Below are 18,105 nucleotides of genomic sequence, written 5' to 3' on the forward strand. Positions count from 1 at the left end.
GAATCGTGGCTGGAGACTGGAGCCTGCAACCAGGCGACATACCGTGGGGCAACAGGCTTGGCCTGGAGTTGGTTTCGATCGGCGATGGCCTCAGCTCGCTACGTGTCGGTTGGCGTGAGGAGCTGGCCGACGAGGACGAGACTTTAGCAACGGGCGTGTTGACGAGCCTTATCGATCAGGCCTGCGGCGTTGCCGTAATGTCCCGACTGGGAAGGCGATTGGCAATCTCGACCCTCAACCTGAAGGTGGACCATGTGCGGTCCCCCGAGGCGAGATGCTCCGCGACAGCGTGGGCGCATTGTTACGACGCTACCGAGCGCCGTGCGTTCGTACGGACCGAAGTCTGGGATACCGATCCTTCTCACCTGATCGCGACTGCCCAAGGCGTCTTTTCGATCAATCGGGCTGTCGGGCCATGACCGGCTTCGCGCAGCTGCTAGGCTCCATGATTTCAGAGAGCGGTGACGCCTTTGTTTTGACGCCAGTGGAGTACATGATCGGCAGCCCTCTCCTTCCCGCCTTGCATGGCGGAGCTGTGGCATCCTTTCTCGAAGTGGCAGCGAAGCGTGCCCTTGCACGCAAACTTCCGCCCGGGCACTTCCCGAAGCTCATCAGCGTGAACCTCCAGTTCCTTGCCTCTGCTCGGCTGGATGCACTTGTCACGACGCCGAAGGTCAGGCGTGTCGGACGTCGGATCGCAGTCGTTCACGCCGAAGCATTCCGCCGCGAAGATCCAGCGGCTGTTTGTTTCGCGCAGCTTGAGTTTGCTGTGCACGAGCCCATCAGAGTGGGTGGCAGTGCCGATCGCCACATACTATGATACGGTCCGGTTTACATACGTTAGGGTTGCTGAGTGGCTGACGAGCATGCTGAAGATCGAGGCGGCGATGCGCCGCATGACGACCGGAATGCGCATTCCCAGCCAGAAGCTAGGTCGAAGGACGGTGTCGAGGAGAACGACGGCGTAAAGAAGCCCTCGCTTCTCGAGCGCTATCCGATCATCCGCTACGTCCTCATCGCCGCGCTCGTTGCGGGCATCGTCGCGGCGGTCGTCTGGTACATGAACTACCGCGCGAGCGGCCAATACCTGCAGTCGACCAACAACGCCTATGTGCGCGCGGACTTCGTGACCGTTTCACCGAAGGTGGGCGGCTATGTCGAGCGTGTCCTCGTCGCCGACAACCAGCCTGTCCGCCGCGGCCAGCTGCTCGCCGTCCTCGATCCTCGTGACTACCGCGCCAATGTCGAACAGGCGCAAGCTCAGATTGCCGCGGCCGGCGCCAACATCACGACCGCGCGCCGGACGCTTGACGAGCAGCAGGCCACTGTCGCTCAGGCCGCCGCCCAGGTTGCGAGCGCCGAGGCTGCCGCGGCAGCGGCAGAAAACGAGGTAAGACGTTACGAACCGCTCACTCGGACAGGGGCGGAATCGCGCGAGCGCCTCGCCAACCTCGTCCTGCAGCGTGATCGAGCCGCCGCGGAGCTGCGCGCGCAGCGCGCCGCCTACCTCGCCGCCCGTCGCAGTGTCGCCACACAAGCGGCTCGCATCGGCCAGGCGGAGGCGCAGCGCGGCACCGCGCAGGCGCAGCTTGCGCGCGCCTCGACGGACCTCGGCGCCGTCGAGATCCGCAGCAGCATCGACGGCGTTGTTGCCGACAAGGCGGTCCGGGCCGGGCAATATGTCCAGCCTGCGACCCGGCTGATGTCGGTGGTGCCGGTTGATCAACTCTACATCGAGGCCAATTTCAAGGAGACCCAGGTCGCGCTGATGCGCGTCGGGCAACCCGTGACCATCAAGGTGGATGCACTGGACGGCGCCGAACTGCGCGGCCGGGTTGCGAGCTTCTCGCCAGGCACGGGCGCGCAGTTCTCGCTCATCCCGCCCGAGAACGCGACCGGGAACTTTACCAAGATCGTTCAGCGAGTGCCCGTGCGGATCAGCATTGAAGCGGGGCCGGAGGCGCGCCGGGTGTTGCGTCCCGGCCTGTCGGTCGAGGTTACGGTCGACACGATCAGCGCAAAAGGAAGTCGTGACCGGATCGAACAGGAAACCGAGCGGCTTAAGCACGACGAGACGCAGGGCGGGCGCTGATGGCGGCCGAACGCGCCGGCCTGCGCGACTGGCTCGCCGTCGCAGCGGGCACGATCGGGTCGTTCATGGCGCTGCTCGACATCTCGATCGTCAATGCGGCCTTGCCCACCATCCAGGGCGAGATCGGCGCGAGCGGAACGGAGGGCACCTGGGTCGCGACCGCCTATCTCGTGGCGGAAATCGTCATGATCCCGCTTAGCCCCTTCCTCGTGCGTCTGTTCGGTCTGCGCAACTTCCTTCTGGGTGCGGCGATCAGCTTCACCGGCTTCTCGATCATGTGCGGCATCTCGACGACGTTGCCGATGATGATCGCCGGGCGTGTAGGGCAAGGCTTCACCGGCGGTGCGCTGATCCCGACCGCGATGACCATCATCGCGACACGGCTGCCGCCATCGCAACAGCCGATCGGCACCGCCGCGTTCGGCGGCACCGCGATCCTCGGTCCGGTGCTCGGGCCGATCATCGGCGGCTGGCTCACCGACAATTACAGCTGGCACTACGCCTTCTTCCTGAACGTGCCGGTTTGTGCCGGGCTCGTCCTGCTCCTGCTGTTCGGGCTCAAGCATGAGCGTCTGCGGCTCGACCAGCTGCGCCATGCCGACTGGTTCGGGATCGCAGGGCTCGCAATCGGCCTGGGTGCGCTCACCGTCATGCTCGAGGAGGGGCAGCGCGAGATGTGGTTCGAATCCGCCATGATCGTGAAACTCGCGATCGCCACGGTCTTCGGCTTCGCGCTCATCACGATCGGACAGGTCCGCTCCGCGCATCCGGTGCTCAAGCTGTCACTGATCTTCAGCCGCTCCTTCGGCAGCGTATTCGTCCTCAGCCTCATCATCGGCGTCGTGCTCTACGGGGTCACCTTCCTCATCCCCCAGTTTCTCTCGTCGATGGCGGATTACAGCGCGCTGCAATCGGGCAAGGTGGTCTTCGTCTCCGGCATCCCCGCCCTGATGCTGATGCCGTTCCTGCCGCTCGCGTTCAAATATCTCGACGTCCGGCTGGCGGTCTTTGTCGGCATGACGCTGATCGGCGTCAGCTGCGCGATGGACTGGCATCTCACCGCGCGGTCGGCCGGTGGGGACCTGACGAACTCTCAGCTCGTGCGCGGCTTTGGGCAGATCTTCGCCATGATGTTCCTCAACCAGGCCGCGATCAGCGCCGTGGCGCCCGAAGACGCAGGCGATGCGTCCGCGCTGTTCAACGCGGGGCGAAACCTTGGCGGATCGATCGGCCTGGCGCTGATGGCGACCCTCCAGGACCGGCAGACCTTTCTGCATTTCAACCGGCTGGGCGAAACGGTGTCGGCCAACGCGGCGACCACGCAGGAATGGTTCGCTAAAGCCATGGTCATGCCGTCCGGCGAAGCCGGCGCGTATCGGCAGCTCGCCGGTCAACTTCTCGAACAGGCTACCGTCATGGCCTATAACGACCTGTTTTTTGCGCTGGGCGTCGCGATCGCGATCACGACGCCGCTGGCGCTGTTCCTCCGCCCGATCTCCTCCGACACGCAGATGGCGATGCACTGATGAAGCGACTTGGCTGGGCCATTCTCCCCGCACTCCTGACTGGATGCGTCGTCGGCCCCAACTATGGAGGCCCGCCGGGCGTTGCGAGCGGGGAGCGCGCCGGGTCGACATTTCGCCGCGCGGATCAGGCCGTCACGTCACCGCAGACCCCTGTCGCACGCTGGTGGGAAGGCATGGGCGACGCGCAGCTCACGATGCTGATCGACCGGGCGCTTGCCTCTAATCCGGACGTGGCGATCGCCGAGGCGCGCATCCGCAAGGCGCGCGCCAGCTTGCGCGAACAGCGCGCGAACCAGCTTCCCACCGTCTCGGGGTCAGGGACTGCGATCGTCGCCGATCTTCCCGCCGGCTCGCTCGCGCTGCCGACGCAAGGCGAGCAATCCGATCGTACCAGGGCCGAATTCTACAACGCCGGCCTGGACGCGTCTTGGGAGATCGATCTGTTCGGCGGCCGACGCCGTGCCGCCGAAGGTGCCGAAGCCCAGGCGCAGGCAGCCGAAGCCAATAGGGCCGATGCGCAGGTTCGTCTCTCGGCGGAGGTTGCCCAGAATTATGTGACCTTGCGCGAACTTCAGCAGCGTCTGATCCTGGCCCGCCGCTCCGCAGCGCTTCAGCAGCGATCACTCGCCCTGCTTCAACAGCGTGAGCAACGCGGTGCATCGTCGCGCGACGAGGTGGTTCGGCTCCAGACCGAGCTGACCCGCACGGAGGCCGGGCTGTTGCCGCTCGAAGGGCAGATCGCAACCACGCTCGACCAGCTTGCCCTGCTCACCGGCGACGAACCCGGTGCTCACGACGCCTTGCTGTCTTCCCCCGCGCCGATCCCGATGATCCCGAGGAATGTCGCGATCGGCGATCCGGCCGCCATGCTGCGACGCCGGCCGGACATTCGCGCAGCCGAGCGGCAGCTGGCGGCATCGAACGCGCAGATCGGTGTCAACGTCGCCCGGCAGTTCCCATCAGTCAGCATCATGGGTATCATTGGCCTCGGTGGTCCCAATATTGCCGATGTGATCGATCCTGACAGCGTCGCGGGCCTCCTCCTGCCGCGAATCAGCTGGAGCTTCCTCGACTTCGGCCGTAACCGTGCCCGGGTCGAGCAGGCGCGGGCCGACCGCGACGAGGCGGAAGCACAATACCGCAAGGCGGTTCTCGGCGCGCTGTCGGACGCGGAAAGCAGCCTGACCCGCTTCGGGAATCAGCGCCGGAACCTGTTTTCGTCTATCGAGAGCCGGCACGGCGCCAAGCAGTCAGCGACCTATGCCGGGCAGCGATACGCGCAGGGAGCGATACCGCTGACCACGTCCATCGATGCCGAACGCGCGGCGCTGGCTGCCGACCAGTCGGTGCTGGAAGCCACTGGCGAGCTTGATCGTGCCTTCGTTGCCCTTCAAAAGGCGATGGGACTTGGATGGAGCCAGCCGTGACGGTCTTCCAACTATGCGAGCGGAGGGCGCCGACCGCGTGACGGCTCCGCTTCTGCCGCCCCCTGCCCAGTATCTGCGTGATGACGCGATCAGGGGAGGAATGGACCTGATGTTCTTCGCCCACAGATCCCATCTGGCGCATGCCGACGCCGAACTGGCGACGCGTAACCTCGGGCGGGCGCATCACCGCGCCCTGTATTTCCTCGGCGGGTACCCGGAAATCTCTGTCAGCGAACTGCTGGACGTTCTTTGCGTCTCGAAGCAATCGCTTGGCAGGGTAATGCGGGATCTGATGGATCGCGGGCTCGTCTGCGGCCGTGTCGGGGAGCGCGATCGTCGTCAAAAGCTGCTTTCTTTGACCGATGAGGGGCGAGCGCTCGAAAACGCGCTTTTCGAGGATCTCAGGCGCAACATGGCGAACGCTTACCAAGCGGCAGGAGAAACAGCCGTCACGGGCTACTGGATCGTAATGCAGCAGCTCATGCGCGGCGAAGCACGGGAGCAATTCCGCCGGCTGCACTCCAGGCAGTGATCGCCGCAAACAAGTGCCGGACCAGGTCGAAGGGGGCTTCGTCGACCTGGCCCGGCGGGTATCACCTATCCTGCAAGCCCGGAGGGAGTAAGCGACTTGCCGGTGGTGAGCTCGTTTTCCAGCACAGGGACCGCAGTACCGGCAACCTGCTGCAGCGCCGGGTCGGTCCCATCCTGTGCATAGCCCTTATGCACCGCCCACGCAGCCTGCTGAACCTGCGCCGACTGGGTCAGATACAGGTTGTCGAAAGCGCTCTTCGGCGCCTTCTGGAGCAGCTTTAGGAGGGCGGCGCGGTCGGCGGACAGGTTCGAGGGCGGCGCCTTGATCGTGCGCTGATCATTCTTCAGCGCTGCCAGCAGCGCCTTGTGGCTGCTCTGCGTTTCCGCCAGCACGCGCTTTGCGTAGGCCTTGACGTCGTCCCGCTGCGCGCGCGTCGCGGCGAGCTGCGCGGCCTTGATCTGGTAGAGGTTGGCGTCGGCCGCGGCGAGCACGTAATTAGGGCCGCTCTGGCCCGAGATCGGCGAGACGCCGACGTCGGCGCTGGTCATCGTTCCCGAAGTGGCGGGCGAAACGGCCTGCGCCAACACCGTAACCGGCGCCAGGGTGAGCAGCGCAGCGACAATCGCAATCTTCATAGAGGGCCTCCGTTGGTGTTGTCAGGCATTGACCGAAATCAACCGGCCGAACGATAAAGAAACGGAACGGTTCCCTTTTGCGAAACTGATTTGGCAAACCTATGGGATGGTGGCCGCTCGGACGGCTGGAGGTGCGCGGCGATGAAGAACACGACCGCTCGGGCAACCGTCTCAACGCCGAGTCGGTCGATAGCTGAAGCGGCAGGCCAGATTGCCGGGGCTTTTTTTCGCGAGAACGAACTCTCGAGTGTCTCGATCGTGTCCGCCCTGCTCTGCGTTGCATGCCTTAGTGGCTGCGACCGGACTCCTCGCGAGGCGCCTCCGCGAGCGACGGACACCATCAGCGTGCCCCCGCAGACTTCTACCATGGATGTCCCGATTGTTGCAGACATGGACAAGCTGGCGGCAAGCCTCGAACAGGCGGTTCCGCGTCGCCTCTGGTCGATCGACAAGCCGGGGCAGACCTGCCTCCCGCCGAAAAAGGTCAAGATCCTCTTCGCGAAGATCAAGACGCCCGCGATCCAGTGCCGCATCACCGGCACCGTCGTCCGAGGGCCGCTGGTGCTGGAGGGCTCGGGCAAAACGATCATTGTCACCATGCCGCTTCACGCCGCGATCAGCGCCCGCGACGTGGGCGGCGTGCTCAGCCGGGAAACGGCGGAGGCGGACGCCCGCGTCCGGGCCGTGGTCAGGCTCGACATCGCCCGCGACTGGTCGCCGCGCGCAACGGTGTCGATCGCCTACGACTGGACCGACGAGCCGCACGTCGACTTCCTCGGCCAGCGAATCGAGTTCACCAGCAAGGCCGACGCCAAGCTCGCCGGCGTCGTCGAGCGCCTGGAGCGCTCGCTGCCGCAGGAGCTCGGCAGATTGCAGCTGCGCGAGCAGATCGCGCAGGTCTGGGGGTCGGCGTTCACCTCCGTCCAACTGAACCGGGCGAACCCGCCGGTGTGGATGCGGATCACGCCCCGGCAGTTGAGCTACGGAGGCTACACCATTTCGCGCAACCGGGTGAACCTGGCGCTAGGGATGACGGCGGGGACGGAGACTTTTGTCGGCGATCGGCCGCCTGATCCGCAGCGCCGGCCGCTCCCCGACATGACGCGCACGCAGCCCGGACCCGGCCGCATCCTGTTCGCCATCCCCGTCATCGCCGACTATCCTCAGCTGGAGCCTGTGCTCGCCAAGGCATTGGCGAAGCGTTCCCGCCGGCCCTTCGAAGTGCCTGGTGTCGGGGCCGTGCGCGCGCAGTTTCACCAGGTGACCGTCTACGGCACCACGGGTGACAAGATCGCGGTCGGGCTTCGCTTCAGTGCGGCAGCCGAAGGTGGGGAGCCTGCGCAAGGCACGATCTGGCTTACCGCCACGCCGCGGAACGCCGTCAACGATCGCCGTGTAGCGTTCGACGATCTCACTGTCGCCGGTGTGGCCGACTCGGTCGGGACAAGCCTGCTCCTGAAGCTCGCCAACACTCCCGGCATATCAGGCACTGTGTCAGCCGCGCTGACCCAGAACTTCGAAAAGGATTTCGACAAGCTAATCGGCAAGATCACCCGTGCGATCGACGAAAAGCGGATTGGCGACATAATCGTGCGTGCCCGTGTGACGGACGTGCGGACGGGCCAGTTGAAGGCGGCGGGGCAAGGCGTCTACCTACCGGTATGGGGGCGCGGCACGGCCACGATTAGCCTTGCGCCAGTACGGGCCAGAAATTGAGATCTCGCTGCAGCCTTCACGGCTGCTTGACCGTCCCAGCGGCAACGCTGCCGCCTCTTTCCATCCTAGCAGAATTATTCAGAGGTCGAATTGAGTCCGGCTCTATCTCACGGTATCGTCGGACACGCATCGCTCTGCTTGGTCGCCCGGTGGAGGGCTGTAACGCGCTTGACTTGTGCGATGCTGCAGCCCGCTAGCGCCGCCGTTTTCGCTATGCTCATCCCTGCCTCACGAAGTGAGACAATGCGGCGATGATGGGCCAAGTCTGGTTTTCGACCGGTATAGCGTCCCTCCCGCTTGGCGATCGCTATGCCCTCCCGCTGCCGCTCGCGGCGCAGTTCGTAATCATCGCGAGCGGTCTGAAGCGCAACCCTCAACAACATGTCTTGAACGGCCTCTAGGACGATGCGCGTCACCCCGCCATTGTCCTCAGCAAGATCGGTAAGGTCCACAATTCCTGGTACGGCTAGCCTCGCTCCCTTGTCGCGGATAGCGGTGACGAGCCTCTCCGCCTCAGCCAACGGCAGGCGGCTGATCCGATCGATCTTTTCGGCGATAACGACTTCGCCCATTTGCAGGTCGGCTATCATGCGAAGCAACTCGGGCCGGTCAGGACGCGCGCCGGAAGCCTTCTCGCGATAAACAGCTGCGACATAATACCCCGCGGTACGCGAGGACACGACCATCGCCTCTTGGCGTTCAAGATCCTGCTCATCGGTGCTGACGCGCAGGTACACGCGAGCAGCGCGGACGGTCGTACTCATGTTGGCTCCGTTGGGTATACCCTTGTGAGCCAGTCATGCAGCAGTTGGCTCAGAACAGCAACTACCGGTCCTACGTAGCCTAGCTAAGCGGACCGGGTCTAAGTAGCTGCTCCATCATCGATGAACGCTCGTTCGGTGATCGGCCGTGTATCGATCCCTGCCTCCACGCTGGCGTCAGACTTTGCTCTCCGGTATAAGACCGTTGGACAGGTCTGAGCAGCGGGTTTGGTGCAGATGGAAGCACAGAGGGTCAAGATCGTGGACGGTGGTAAGCTCGTGATCCCGGCGGCAATGCGCCGTGAGCTCGGGATCACCACGGGTGACACCGTTCTCGTCGATGTGGACGATGGCGAGTTGCGGGTACGTTCCGTACCTAAGGCACTTGAGCGCGCTCGCGCGATCCTGCGCAAGTATGTGCCCGAAGGCGTCGGCTTGGCTGACGAGCTGATCGCGGAGCGTCGGCGTGAGGCGGAGCGTGAGTAGCAAAGTCGTACTCGACGCTTCCGCCCTGCTCTGCCTTCTGAACGATGAACCCGGGGCTGATCGGGTAGTCGACGTCCTGACCCGCAGCATCATCGGAACAGCCAACCTCGCAGAGGTCGTCTCCAAGCTACGGGACCGGGGATTGTCGCTCGACGAGGTGCGTGAGGCGCTCGGCGGGCTCCACCTCGACGTTCGGCCGCTCTCTCCCGCCCAGGCGCTTATTATAGGCGACTTGCGGCCAGCAACGAAGGCGCTTGGCCTATCGCTTGGCGACCGGGCGTGCCTTGCGTTGGCAATCGACCTGCAGGCTGAGATGTTCACGACGGACGGACCTCTGGCGAGCGCGGATGCCGGCATCACCATCACCAATGTGCGATCGCGGTAATCGCGCATTCGTGCTTTTGGGTGCGGCGAACCGATGGGTGCGCAGAAAGGGTCTATGTGACTGAAAGGCAGCGGGTAAGTGCTCAATCTCGAGCGGTCTGCTCAATAGCGGCCTTCGGCGGGCTTACGATGCAAACTGACGTAGTTAGGGCCCGCCCAGCGGCGCTTGATCGAACTTCTGTGTTCCCTATCCGTTCTTTTGACGGTACAGTAGGCTTAGTGCGGGCAGGACCGGTGAGCCATGGCTGACACCGAAATCGAATGGACGGATGCCACCTGGAACCCGGTCGCCGGATGCTCGATCGTGAGCGCCGGATGCAGCCATTGCTACGCAATGGAGATGGCCCGTCGTCTCGAGGCGATGGGCGTCGGCAAGTACGCAGGACTTACACGGCGTAGTGGTCGCCGTACCATCTGGCAGGGCTTGGTGCGCGAGGACCAGGCCGCGCTGACGATCCCCCACCGATGGAGAAAACCCCGCAAAATCTTCGTGAACTCGATGAGCGACCTGTTTCACGAGGGCGTCAGCGACGCGTTCATTCAAGCGGTATGGCAGGTCATGCGCGAGACGCCGCGCCACCACTATCAGATCCTCACCAAACGCCCCGAGCGCATGGCAGCAGTCGTCACTCGTCTTATTGGCGACGTTCTGCCGAATGTCTGGTTGGGCACCAGCATTGAGGACGCCGAGGTGGTAGCGCGTGTCGACCACCTCCGCGCGGTGCCCGCTGCGATCCGCTTCATTTCATTCGAGCCGCTGATTGGGCCAGTTGGCACCATCGATCTCGCCGGAATCGATTGGGCGATCGTGGGCGGCGAAAGCGGTCGGTCGGCGCGGCCCATTCGGGAGGCGTGGGTGGATGAACTCCACCAGCAATGCCTCGCCTACGACACTGCCTTCTTCTTCAAGCAATGGGGCACCTGGGGCAAGGACAATAAGCGGCGTTCCAAAAAGGCGAACGGGCGCGAGTACCGCGGTCGGACGTGGGATGAGATGCCGACCGGCTTTACCGCGGCGCTCTAACGAGCTCGAAACAGCAGGATTGGAATGGCCGAAAAACCGTACAGCTGGGCAAGTGGCGCGACACTCGAGGACCACTCCCGCCGCAAGCACAAGATCCTCCGCGAGTACTTCGCGAACTATCTGGGCGTGCGCTGCCAGCTTCCACAGCAGACCCAATTTCGCCTCGCGATCGTTGACGGGTTTGCGGGCGGCGGTCGCTATGCCTGCGGAACGCCTGGGTCGCCGCTCATCTTCATCGAGGAACTGCGGCGCGCGATCGACACGATCAACACAATGCGCGCGGCGCAGGGGTTCGGTCTCGTGTCAATGGAATGTCTGCTGGTGCTCAACGACCAGAGCCCGGCAGCGATCGACAGCCTGCGCGGCAACGTCGCGCCGCTCCAGGCCGAGATCGCCGACAACGTGCCTCGGCTTCATCTTCGGGTCGAGTATCTGACCGAAAGCTTTGAAGACGCTTACCCCGCGATCAAGAAGCTTCTTGCGCAGGGCCGCTACCGCAACCTGATCTTCAACCTCGACCAATGCGGCCACAGCCATGTCGAGCGCACCACGATCCTCGACGTCATGCGCTCCAATCCATCGGTCGAGATCTTCTATACGTTCGCGATCGAGGCGCTACTCTCGTTCCTGCAGAAGTCGGACCCGGTGCAGCTCGCTACCCAGCTCCGCCCGTTTGGCATCGAGCCAAGCGACCTCGAGCAGCTCGAAGGGGCGATGAGTAAGAGCCTGTGGCTCGGCGCTGCGGAGCGGCTCGTCTTCGAGACCTTTCGGACCTGCGCGCCTTTTGTGAGTCCCTTCTCGATCAATAATCCGGGAGGTTGGCGCTACTGGCTGATCCACTTCGCGAACATCTATCGCGCACGTCAGGTTTATAACAACGTGCTGCACCAGAATAGTACGACGCAGGCGCATTTCGGTCGGTCTGGACTCAACATGTTGTCTTACGATCCAAGCCACGATGGCGGTGCGCTGTACCTGTTCGATCTTTTCGGGCGCGAGGGGGCCCGCAACCAGCTGCTTGCCGATATCCCGCGCCTTATCTCGGAGTCAGGCGATGTCATCGAGGTCGGAGACTTCTACGAGGGGATCTACAATGCGACGCCCGCGCATACCGACGACGTGCATCAAGCGATCATCGAGAACCCTGATATTCAGGTGATCACGCCAGGCGGCGGCGAGCGGCGTAGCGCGAATGCGATCGGCGTCGGCGACGTGCTGAAGCTCAAACGTCAGAAGAGCTTCTTCCCCATGTTTCTAAACGCGGGCGGCAACTAAGCCGCCGGATCAGCCACTGTTTCAGGCAATGTCCACCGTTTCGAGGCGCCTCCACCCCTACAACTTTCGTCCACTGTTTTGAGAAAACCTACAGCAAACCGGCGTTGACAGTCCATCGAAGCGCGGCACCGATCTTGCACGACCCAAGTCCCGACGAAGTCGAGCCCGAGCCCGTCACGCTGCCGGCGCTGGCGCCCGACGCCGCGATGCTTGCCGTGCTCCACGAGGATCTCGAACGCGCGGCCGCCTACAAGAAAGCCGCGCGCGCCGCCGCGACCCATCGCGCCTATGGCTCCGACTGGATCATCTACACCGACTGGTGTCGCACGCGCGGCCTCGCTCCGATGCCGGGACATCCGGAACAGATTGCCGCGTTCGTCGCCAACCAGGCCGCGTCGGGTCTTAAGCCAAGCACCATCGAACGGCGCGTGGCCGCGATCGGCCACCATCATCGCGCAAACAACTATCCAGCGCCGACCGCGCACCCCGAAGCGGGCGGTCTGCGCGAGGCGCTTGCCGGTATCCGCAACGAAAAGCGGGCCAAGAAAACCCGCAAGGAGCCCGCCGACGCCGCCGCGCTCCGCGACATGCTGGCGCAGATCAAGGGCGATGGTCTACGCGCCCGTCGCGACCGTGCCGCGCTCGCGATCGGCATGGCCGCCGCGTTGCGCCGTTCCGAGCTGGTGGCACTGACGCTCGAGAGTGTCGGCATCCTCGAGCACGGGATCGAACTCTATCTTGGCGCCACCAAAACCGACCAGGCCGGCGGAGGCACGACGATCGCGATCCCCGAAGGTACCCGGCTGCGCCCGAAGGCGCTGCTGCTCGACTGGATCAGCGCCGTGCGGGTGCTGGAGGCTGGAGTTGTCCGCACGCCCGCGCAGGAGGCCACGGTCCCGCTGTTCCGCCGCCTCACCCGCAGCGACCAGCTCACCGGCGAGCCGATGTCCGACAAGGCTGTCGCGCGCTTGGTCAAGCGCTGTGCCGGCGCCGCCGGTTACGACGAAGCCAAATTCTCCGGTCATTCGCTGCGCGCGGGGTTCCTGACCGAAGCAGCCAATCAGGGTGCGACGATCTTCAAGATGCAGGAGGTCAGCCGTCACAAGACGGTGCAAGTCCTCTCGGACTATGTCCGCTCGGCCGACCGGTTCCGCGATCATGCCGGCGAGCGGTTTCTCTGATCCAGAGCGCTGCCGCTCGCGACAGCCGGCGTGATGAGCAGGCAGTGATGTTGCGACTGATCTAGCGCAGGGCGGGGCAGCCGCCCCCTCCTTACCCTCACGTAGCCTTGGCGGCGGATGCAGCCTTCAGGATCGCGCCCGACGCTGAAAGGAAATCGGAAAAGTGTCCCTGGAGCGCGCTGCTCCCATGGCGGGACTTCGCGACAAGGGCCTGATTCATGCAGCTCATCCCCGTCATCCTTTCCGGCGGCGCAGGGACCAGACTGTGGCCACTCTCCACAGAGCAAAGACCGAAGCAGTTCCTTCCACTCGCAGGCGAAGAAAGCCTCCTTCAGCAGACGGCTTTGCGCGCCAAGAGCATCGCGCAATCGAGCTCCCCCATCGTCGTCGCCAGCCAGGAGCATGAGCCGCAGATACTCGGAGAGCTCGAAGCGGTGGGATGCCCACCCTCCCGGCTGCTCCTCGAGCCGATCGGGCGCAATACCGCCCCCGCCCTCGCCATGGCGGCGCTCGAGTGCACGGACGAGAACGCCTTGTTGCTGGTCATGCCGAGCGATCATGTGATCAGGGACGTGGAGTCCTTCGGCGACGCGGTGCATCGGGCTCTTCCCCTGGCCCAGGATGGCTGGCTGGTGACGTTCGGCATCACTCCAGACCGCCCCGCGACCGGTTACGGCTACATCGACATGGGAGAGCCGCTCTCGGGCGAAATTTGCCGGGTGAACCGCTTTGTCGAGAAGCCGGAGGCGGCACGCGCGGAACGCATGCTTGCCGATGGCCGCTATGTTTGGAACGCAGGCATCTTCCTCCTCCGCTCGGACCGCCTCATCGAGGAACTCTCACTTCACGCGCCGGGGCTTCTCGGATCGGTTCGCAAGGCTTTGGCGACCGCCGATCGCGAGGGCACTCGATTGATTCCCGATAGAGCCGCCTTCGCGTCCGTAGAGTCGAAATCGATCGACTATGTCGTGATGGAGCACGCCGCGCGCATGGCGGTGGTTCCCATCGACGTGGGATGGTCCGACATCGGGAGCTGGGATGCGCTTCATGAGATCGAAGCCCAGGACGACAGCGGAAATGCGCTGCACGGCGATGTCCTAGCGCTGGAAAGCCACGGATGCCTCATTCGGACGGGCGGGCCCCGCGTTGCCGCGCTGGGCGTGTCCGATCTCGTCATCGTTGCCACGGATGATGTCGTGCTGGTGATCCCGCGGGAGCGTGCCCAGGAGGTGCGCCGACTGGTGCAACGCGCCAGCCAAGCGACGCCTCCGCCACGGCGACGAGCGCAACGAACCGCCGCCCTGTCGATCGTCACTCCCGCCGCCTCGTGAGCAGGAAATTGGATCGGCGACACGGATCTCGAAGACGCCCGGAATGGAGAGAAAGATGAACGGCTATGCTCTGACGCCGCCGGTTCGCCACATCGCGCTGATCGGCAATTTCCCTCCTCGACGCTGCGGCATCGCAACTTTCACTGCCGATCTGCATGACGCGCTGCGCCAGATATCGCCTGACGCCAGTCTTTCCACTGTCGCGATGAACGATCCTGGGACGCGGCACCGCTACCCGCAGGAAGTAGGCTACGAGATCGCGCAGGACGATCCCGACGCCTACCTGGCCGCTGCGGACCACCTCAATGCGCTCAATCCGGACGTCATCTGCGTTCAGCATGAATTCGGCATCTTCGGTGGGAAAGCAGGCGGCTACTTGCTGCCGATGCTCGAGAGGCTTCGGGCGCCGGTCGTCACGACGCTTCACACGGTGCTGACGCAGCCCGACCCGGATCAACGACGGGTGGTGCGCGCTCTCGCCGAGCGGTCATCCCGCCTCGTCGTCATGACCGATATGGGCCGAACCATCCTCACCCGCGACATGGAAGTGGCGGCCAGCAAGATCGCCGTGATCCCGCATGGCATTCCCGATCTGCCCTTCCTGGACCCGGCCTTCCACAAGCACCGCTTCGGGCTCGACGGCCATCGCGTAATTCTGACCTTCGGCCTGCTGTCCCCAAACAAGGGCATCGAGGTGATGATCGAAGCGCTTTCTCGCCTCGTGAAAGACCATCCAGATCTCGTCTACATTGTCCTCGGCGCGACGCACCCTCATCTGGCGGCGCGCGAGGGCGAACGCTACCGCGACCAGCTGGCAAGTCGCGTCCGCCGCCTCGGCCTCGAGCGCCATGTGCGCTTCGTGAACGAGTATGTCGACGCGCCGACGTTGCAGGCGTGGCTCTCGGCCTGCGACATCTATGTGACGCCCTATCTCTCCGAGGCGCAGATCACGAGTGGAACGCTCGCCTACGCTGTCGGCTTGGGGAAGGCGGTGATCTCTACGCCCTATTGGCACGCACAGGAGTTGCTCGCCGGGCGTCGCGGTCAGCTGGTCCCTTTCAACTCGCCCGAGGCGCTCGCCGAATCCGTGGGCACCATTCTTTCCGACAGAAACCTTCGCGACGAGATGCGGCGCAACGCTTATCAAGCCGGCCGTGACATGATCTGGCCGGTGGTGGCAGAGCGCTATACGACGCTTTTTCAGCGGGCGCGCATCGAGGCTTTCGGAAAGCCGGGCGTCGTACAGCTTCACGCCTCCAAGTCGAAGCCGCCGAAGCCAAGCCTTAGCGCCGTGGCGCGGATGACCGATGGGTGCGGTATGCTGCAGCACAGCCGGTCCACCATCCCCGATCGGCGCCATGGCTATTGCCTCGATGATAACGCCCGCGCGCTGATGCTCGCCACGCAGTTCGAAGCAGAGCGAATCGAGGCCAAGCGCGCGCTCGCCCTGGCGCCTACCTACGCTTCGTTCGTCGACCTTGCCTGGAACGAGCAGTCACAGCGCTTTCGCAACTTCATGGGTTTCGACCGGAACTGGCTCGAACAAGAAGGTTCACAGGACAGCTTCGGCCGCGCTGTCTGGGCGATCGGCCGTACGGCCGAGCTCACCCGCAATCACGGTCTCAAGCTCTGGGCAACGGCGCTCGCAGACAAGGTGATCCCGGCAAGCGCATTCCTCACCAGCCCCCGTGCCCGCGCCTTCGCCGTTCTCGGCCTAGCAGCGCATCTCAGTGTCTACCCGGGCCACCGACCGACGAGGCTTCAACTTGAGTCGTTCGCCGGGGAGCTGCTCGACCTGCTTCGTACAGTCAGGCGGGACGCCTGGACGTGGTTCGAGCCGGTCCTTGCCTATGACAATGCCCGCCTGCCGGAAGCATTGCTGCTGGCGAGTACCGTTCTCGGCCGCACCGACATGCGCCAGGACGCCCTGGAGGCGCTGGACTGGCTCCGGCGCCAGCAGACCGCTCCGGAAGGCCATTTCCGGCCGGTCGGCACCCAAAGCTTCGGCGCGGCCTTTCAACCGCCGCGTGCCTTCGATCAGCAGCCGCTCGAGGCCTGGGCGACGATCGATGCCTGCACGCTCGCATTCGCGCAGGACGGCGATCGCCGCTGGCGGGATCATGCCGAAGCCGCGTTCGCCTGGTATCTTGGCGCAAATGACCTCGGCGTGCGGATCGCGAGCCCCGATGGCGGTTGCTACGATGGGCTGCAGGTGGATCGGGTGAACCTCAATCAAGGCGCGGAATCGATCCTCGCCTTCCAGTTTGCCGCCCTGGCGATCGCGCGCTTGCGCAACGAGGCGGCCGCGTCGGACACAAGCGAGGAGCGCCCGGTAGCCGCATCCGGAGGCAAGGCATGCCGCTGATCCAATCCAGCCTGCACCTCCTTCCGAACCCTTCCAGGGTGGTCGTTCGGCCCTTGCAGATCGCTTCGGAGCCGCGGGACCTCAACCCTGTCGATAATGATCGGATGCGCCGGATCATCGCTGCCGTGCGGGCGATGGACGGCCGCACGACCCAAGCGGAGCTTGCCCTCGTGCTTGCGGATTTCGAGAGCCGGCACCGTGAGATTCGCAAGGTTTTCGAAGAGCGTTACGATCAGGTCGCGAGCGACATGGGTCTCACCGGTTCGTTAGACCGTTCCCAGCGGCAGCTTATCGGCGCCTATTTTTGCCATGAATATTCGTTCGGTGCCGCGGCGGTCATGAACCCGAGCATCGTACCTCATCCTGACCAGACAGGGCTCCCGCATGGCGCATTGCGCTTCATCCTGTCCCTGCGCGCCGTCGGCGAGGGGCACATCTCGTCGGTGACGTTCCGCCAAGGCATCGTCCTCTCAGGCGGTTCGCTCGAACTCGAACCGGAACCGGATCTTGCCGTCGCCGCCAAAGCCGAGAGCCACGACGATGGCAGAGTCGTCTTTCGCCGCCATGACTGCAGCAACCGTCTCGACGAGATGGTGCTGTTTCCATTCACGCCCGCGCAGCGCAACGGCTTGGAGGACCTACGCCTCGTACGGTTCGAGCAGGATGATGGCGGCCATACCTATTACGGTACCTATACTGCCTACAGCGGCAAGGCGATCTCCTCGGAAATCCTCCAGACCCGCGATTTCGAGACGTTCGAGCTTCGCCCGCTCCAGGGCAGCGCCGCACGCAACAAGGGCATGGCGCTCTTCCCGCGTAGTTTCGACGGAGACTATTTGATGATCGGCAGGCAGGATGGCGAAAGCCTTTATCTGCTGCGCTCCTCCGATCTCCATCGCTGGGAGCATGGCGAACTTCTTGCCCGCCCCGAATATGCCTGGGAGCTCATTCAGATCGGCAACTGCGGATCGCCAATTGAGCTGGAAGAAGGGTGGCTGGTGCTCACCCACGGCGTCGGCGCCATGCGCAAATATTCCATCGGGGCGCTGCTGCTCGATCGGGATGACCCCAGCCGCGTCATCGGCCGAACAGCAGTGCCGCTCCTCTCGCCCTCGGATGAAGCACGCGAAGGCTATGTCCCCAACGTCGTCTACACCTGCGGGGCGTTGGCGCACGCCGGCCGGCTGATCATGCCGTATGGCGTGGCGGACAGCTCCGTGAGCTTCGCGTCGATGGATCTGGCGGAATTGCTGGCGATGCTGTCGCCGCCAGCTGCCGCCCGGTCCGCACTCGCCCACGATGTGGAGCCGATCCGGGACCGAACGGACGCGTGATCCCTCCTTCGCTCTGACGGGGCAGCGGACGTCAGT

General features: G+C 64.3%; 17 protein-coding genes. 15 read left to right on the forward strand and 2 right to left on the reverse strand.

What is annotated here, in order from left to right; translation table 11 throughout:
• The first annotated feature begins 5 nt into the window (after window positions 1-5).
• The 6 genes from ET21_RS0121710 (at window position 6) to ET21_RS0121735 (ending at window position 5,577) form a co-directional block, all read left to right on the forward strand.
• Window positions 6-419, forward strand: a complete 414-nt coding sequence (locus tag ET21_RS0121710; protein WP_018251276.1) for a PaaI family thioesterase — start codon at window positions 6-8, stop codon at window positions 417-419.
• Complete coding sequence (locus tag ET21_RS26775; protein ID WP_018251277.1) at window positions 416-820, forward strand: PaaI family thioesterase; 405 nt, start codon at window positions 416-418, stop codon at window positions 818-820. Before ET21_RS0121710 ends, ET21_RS26775 begins: the two co-directional genes overlap by 4 nt.
• 33 nt (window positions 821-853) lie before the next feature.
• Window positions 854-2,092, forward strand: a complete 1,239-nt coding sequence (locus ET21_RS0121720; RefSeq protein ID WP_018251278.1) for an HlyD family secretion protein — start codon at window positions 854-856, stop codon at window positions 2,090-2,092.
• On the forward strand, window positions 2,092-3,618 hold the full coding sequence (locus ET21_RS0121725; RefSeq protein ID WP_018251279.1) for a DHA2 family efflux MFS transporter permease subunit: 1,527 nt from the start codon (window positions 2,092-2,094) through the stop codon (window positions 3,616-3,618). Before ET21_RS0121720 ends, ET21_RS0121725 begins: the two co-directional genes overlap by 1 nt.
• Window positions 3,618-5,045, forward strand: coding sequence for an efflux transporter outer membrane subunit (locus ET21_RS0121730; protein ID WP_030541334.1), 1,428 nt, complete (start codon window positions 3,618-3,620; stop codon window positions 5,043-5,045). The genes ET21_RS0121725 and ET21_RS0121730 overlap by 1 nt, the downstream gene beginning before the upstream one ends.
• Before the next feature lie 100 nt (window positions 5,046-5,145).
• A complete protein-coding gene (locus tag ET21_RS0121735; RefSeq protein WP_018251281.1) occupies window positions 5,146-5,577 on the forward strand; it encodes a MarR family winged helix-turn-helix transcriptional regulator in 432 nt (143 codons plus the stop codon).
• 65 nt (window positions 5,578-5,642) lie between these two features.
• On the opposite strand, the gene ET21_RS0121740 is transcribed toward ET21_RS0121735, so the two are convergent.
• Entirely contained in the window at window positions 5,643-6,212 is a 570-nt protein-coding gene (locus ET21_RS0121740; protein ID WP_018251282.1) for a DUF4142 domain-containing protein, read from the reverse strand.
• A gap of 366 nt (window positions 6,213-6,578) precedes the next feature.
• Between ET21_RS0121740 and ET21_RS0121745 the strand changes: the two genes are divergently transcribed.
• Window positions 6,579-7,928, forward strand: a complete 1,350-nt coding sequence (locus tag ET21_RS0121745) for a DUF4403 family protein (RefSeq protein WP_231376783.1) — start codon at window positions 6,579-6,581, stop codon at window positions 7,926-7,928.
• Between the two features lie 107 nt (window positions 7,929-8,035).
• On the opposite strand, the gene ET21_RS0121750 is transcribed toward ET21_RS0121745, so the two are convergent.
• Window positions 8,036-8,692, reverse strand: coding sequence for a recombinase family protein (locus tag ET21_RS0121750; RefSeq protein WP_018251285.1), 657 nt, complete (start codon window positions 8,690-8,692; stop codon window positions 8,036-8,038).
• A gap of 234 nt (window positions 8,693-8,926) precedes the next feature.
• On the opposite strand from ET21_RS0121750, the gene ET21_RS0121755 reads away from it, so the two are divergent.
• The 8 genes from ET21_RS0121755 (at window position 8,927) to ET21_RS0121795 (ending at window position 18,069) form a co-directional block, all read left to right on the forward strand.
• The gene (locus ET21_RS0121755) at window positions 8,927-9,175 is read left to right on the forward strand and encodes an AbrB/MazE/SpoVT family DNA-binding domain-containing protein (protein ID WP_018251286.1); all 249 of its coding nucleotides are present in this window, start codon (window positions 8,927-8,929) and stop codon (window positions 9,173-9,175) included.
• The gene (locus tag ET21_RS0121760; protein ID WP_018251287.1) at window positions 9,168-9,560 is read left to right on the forward strand and encodes a type II toxin-antitoxin system VapC family toxin; all 393 of its coding nucleotides are present in this window, start codon (window positions 9,168-9,170) and stop codon (window positions 9,558-9,560) included. Before ET21_RS0121755 ends, ET21_RS0121760 begins: the two co-directional genes overlap by 8 nt.
• A gap of 240 nt (window positions 9,561-9,800) precedes the next feature.
• Window positions 9,801-10,583 carry a DUF5131 family protein gene (locus ET21_RS0121765; RefSeq protein ID WP_026189148.1) on the forward strand — a complete coding sequence of 261 codons (783 nt, stop codon included), beginning with the start codon at window positions 9,801-9,803 and terminating at the stop codon, window positions 10,581-10,583.
• A 24-nt stretch (window positions 10,584-10,607) separates the two neighbouring features.
• Window positions 10,608-11,858: a three-Cys-motif partner protein TcmP gene (locus tag ET21_RS0121770; protein ID WP_030541336.1), complete on the forward strand. Its 1,251-nt coding sequence runs from the start codon at window positions 10,608-10,610 to the stop codon at window positions 11,856-11,858.
• A 134-nt stretch (window positions 11,859-11,992) separates the two neighbouring features.
• Window positions 11,993-13,039, forward strand: coding sequence for a site-specific integrase (locus ET21_RS0121775; protein WP_030541337.1), 1,047 nt, complete (start codon window positions 11,993-11,995; stop codon window positions 13,037-13,039).
• Between the two features lie 218 nt (window positions 13,040-13,257).
• Window positions 13,258-14,370 (forward strand): mannose-1-phosphate guanylyltransferase/mannose-6-phosphate isomerase, encoded by a 1,113-nt coding sequence (locus ET21_RS0121785; protein ID WP_030541338.1) that lies wholly within the window; start codon window positions 13,258-13,260, stop codon window positions 14,368-14,370.
• Window positions 14,371-14,425: 55 nt separating this feature from the next.
• A complete protein-coding gene (locus ET21_RS0121790) occupies window positions 14,426-16,735 on the forward strand; it encodes a glycosyltransferase family 4 protein (protein ID WP_037471645.1) in 2,310 nt (769 codons plus the stop codon).
• Between the two features lie 134 nt (window positions 16,736-16,869).
• The gene (locus ET21_RS0121795; RefSeq protein WP_237751637.1) at window positions 16,870-18,069 is read left to right on the forward strand and encodes a glycoside hydrolase family 130 protein; all 1,200 of its coding nucleotides are present in this window, start codon (window positions 16,870-16,872) and stop codon (window positions 18,067-18,069) included.
• Window positions 18,070-18,105 lie beyond the last annotated feature (36 nt).

This window comes from Sphingobium sp. DC-2 (assembly GCF_000722555.1).
GTDB classification, from domain to species: domain Bacteria; phylum Pseudomonadota; class Alphaproteobacteria; order Sphingomonadales; family Sphingomonadaceae; genus Sphingobium; species Sphingobium quisquiliarum.

Bases quoted from the DNA above. Each gene is read 5' to 3' on its own strand.
- ET21_RS0121790 (WP_037471645.1), top strand. From the start codon at position 14,426: ATGAACGGCTATGCTCTGACGCCGCCGGTTCGCCACATCGCGCTGATC.
- ET21_RS0121730 (WP_030541334.1), top strand. From the start codon at position 3,618: ATGAAGCGACTTGGCTGGGCCATTCTCCCCGCACTCCTGACTGGATGC.
- ET21_RS0121725 (WP_018251279.1), top strand. From the start codon at position 2,092: ATGGCGGCCGAACGCGCCGGCCTGCGCGACTGGCTCGCCGTCGCAGCG.
- ET21_RS0121770 (WP_030541336.1), top strand. From the start codon at position 10,608: ATGGCCGAAAAACCGTACAGCTGGGCAAGTGGCGCGACACTCGAGGAC.
- ET21_RS0121785 (WP_030541338.1), top strand. From the start codon at position 13,258: ATGCAGCTCATCCCCGTCATCCTTTCCGGCGGCGCAGGGACCAGACTG.
- ET21_RS0121735 (WP_018251281.1), top strand. From the start codon at position 5,146: ATGGACCTGATGTTCTTCGCCCACAGATCCCATCTGGCGCATGCCGAC.
- ET21_RS0121750 (WP_018251285.1), bottom strand. From the start codon at position 8,692: ATGAGTACGACCGTCCGCGCTGCTCGCGTGTACCTGCGCGTCAGCACC.
- ET21_RS0121740 (WP_018251282.1), bottom strand. From the start codon at position 6,212: ATGAAGATTGCGATTGTCGCTGCGCTGCTCACCCTGGCGCCGGTTACG.
- ET21_RS0121755 (WP_018251286.1), top strand. From the start codon at position 8,927: ATGGAAGCACAGAGGGTCAAGATCGTGGACGGTGGTAAGCTCGTGATC.
- ET21_RS0121745 (WP_231376783.1), top strand. From the start codon at position 6,579: ATGGATGTCCCGATTGTTGCAGACATGGACAAGCTGGCGGCAAGCCTC.
- ET21_RS26775 (WP_018251277.1), top strand. From the start codon at position 416: ATGACCGGCTTCGCGCAGCTGCTAGGCTCCATGATTTCAGAGAGCGGT.
- ET21_RS0121795 (WP_237751637.1), top strand. From the start codon at position 16,870: ATGGACGGCCGCACGACCCAAGCGGAGCTTGCCCTCGTGCTTGCGGAT.
- ET21_RS0121765 (WP_026189148.1), top strand. From the start codon at position 9,801: ATGGCTGACACCGAAATCGAATGGACGGATGCCACCTGGAACCCGGTC.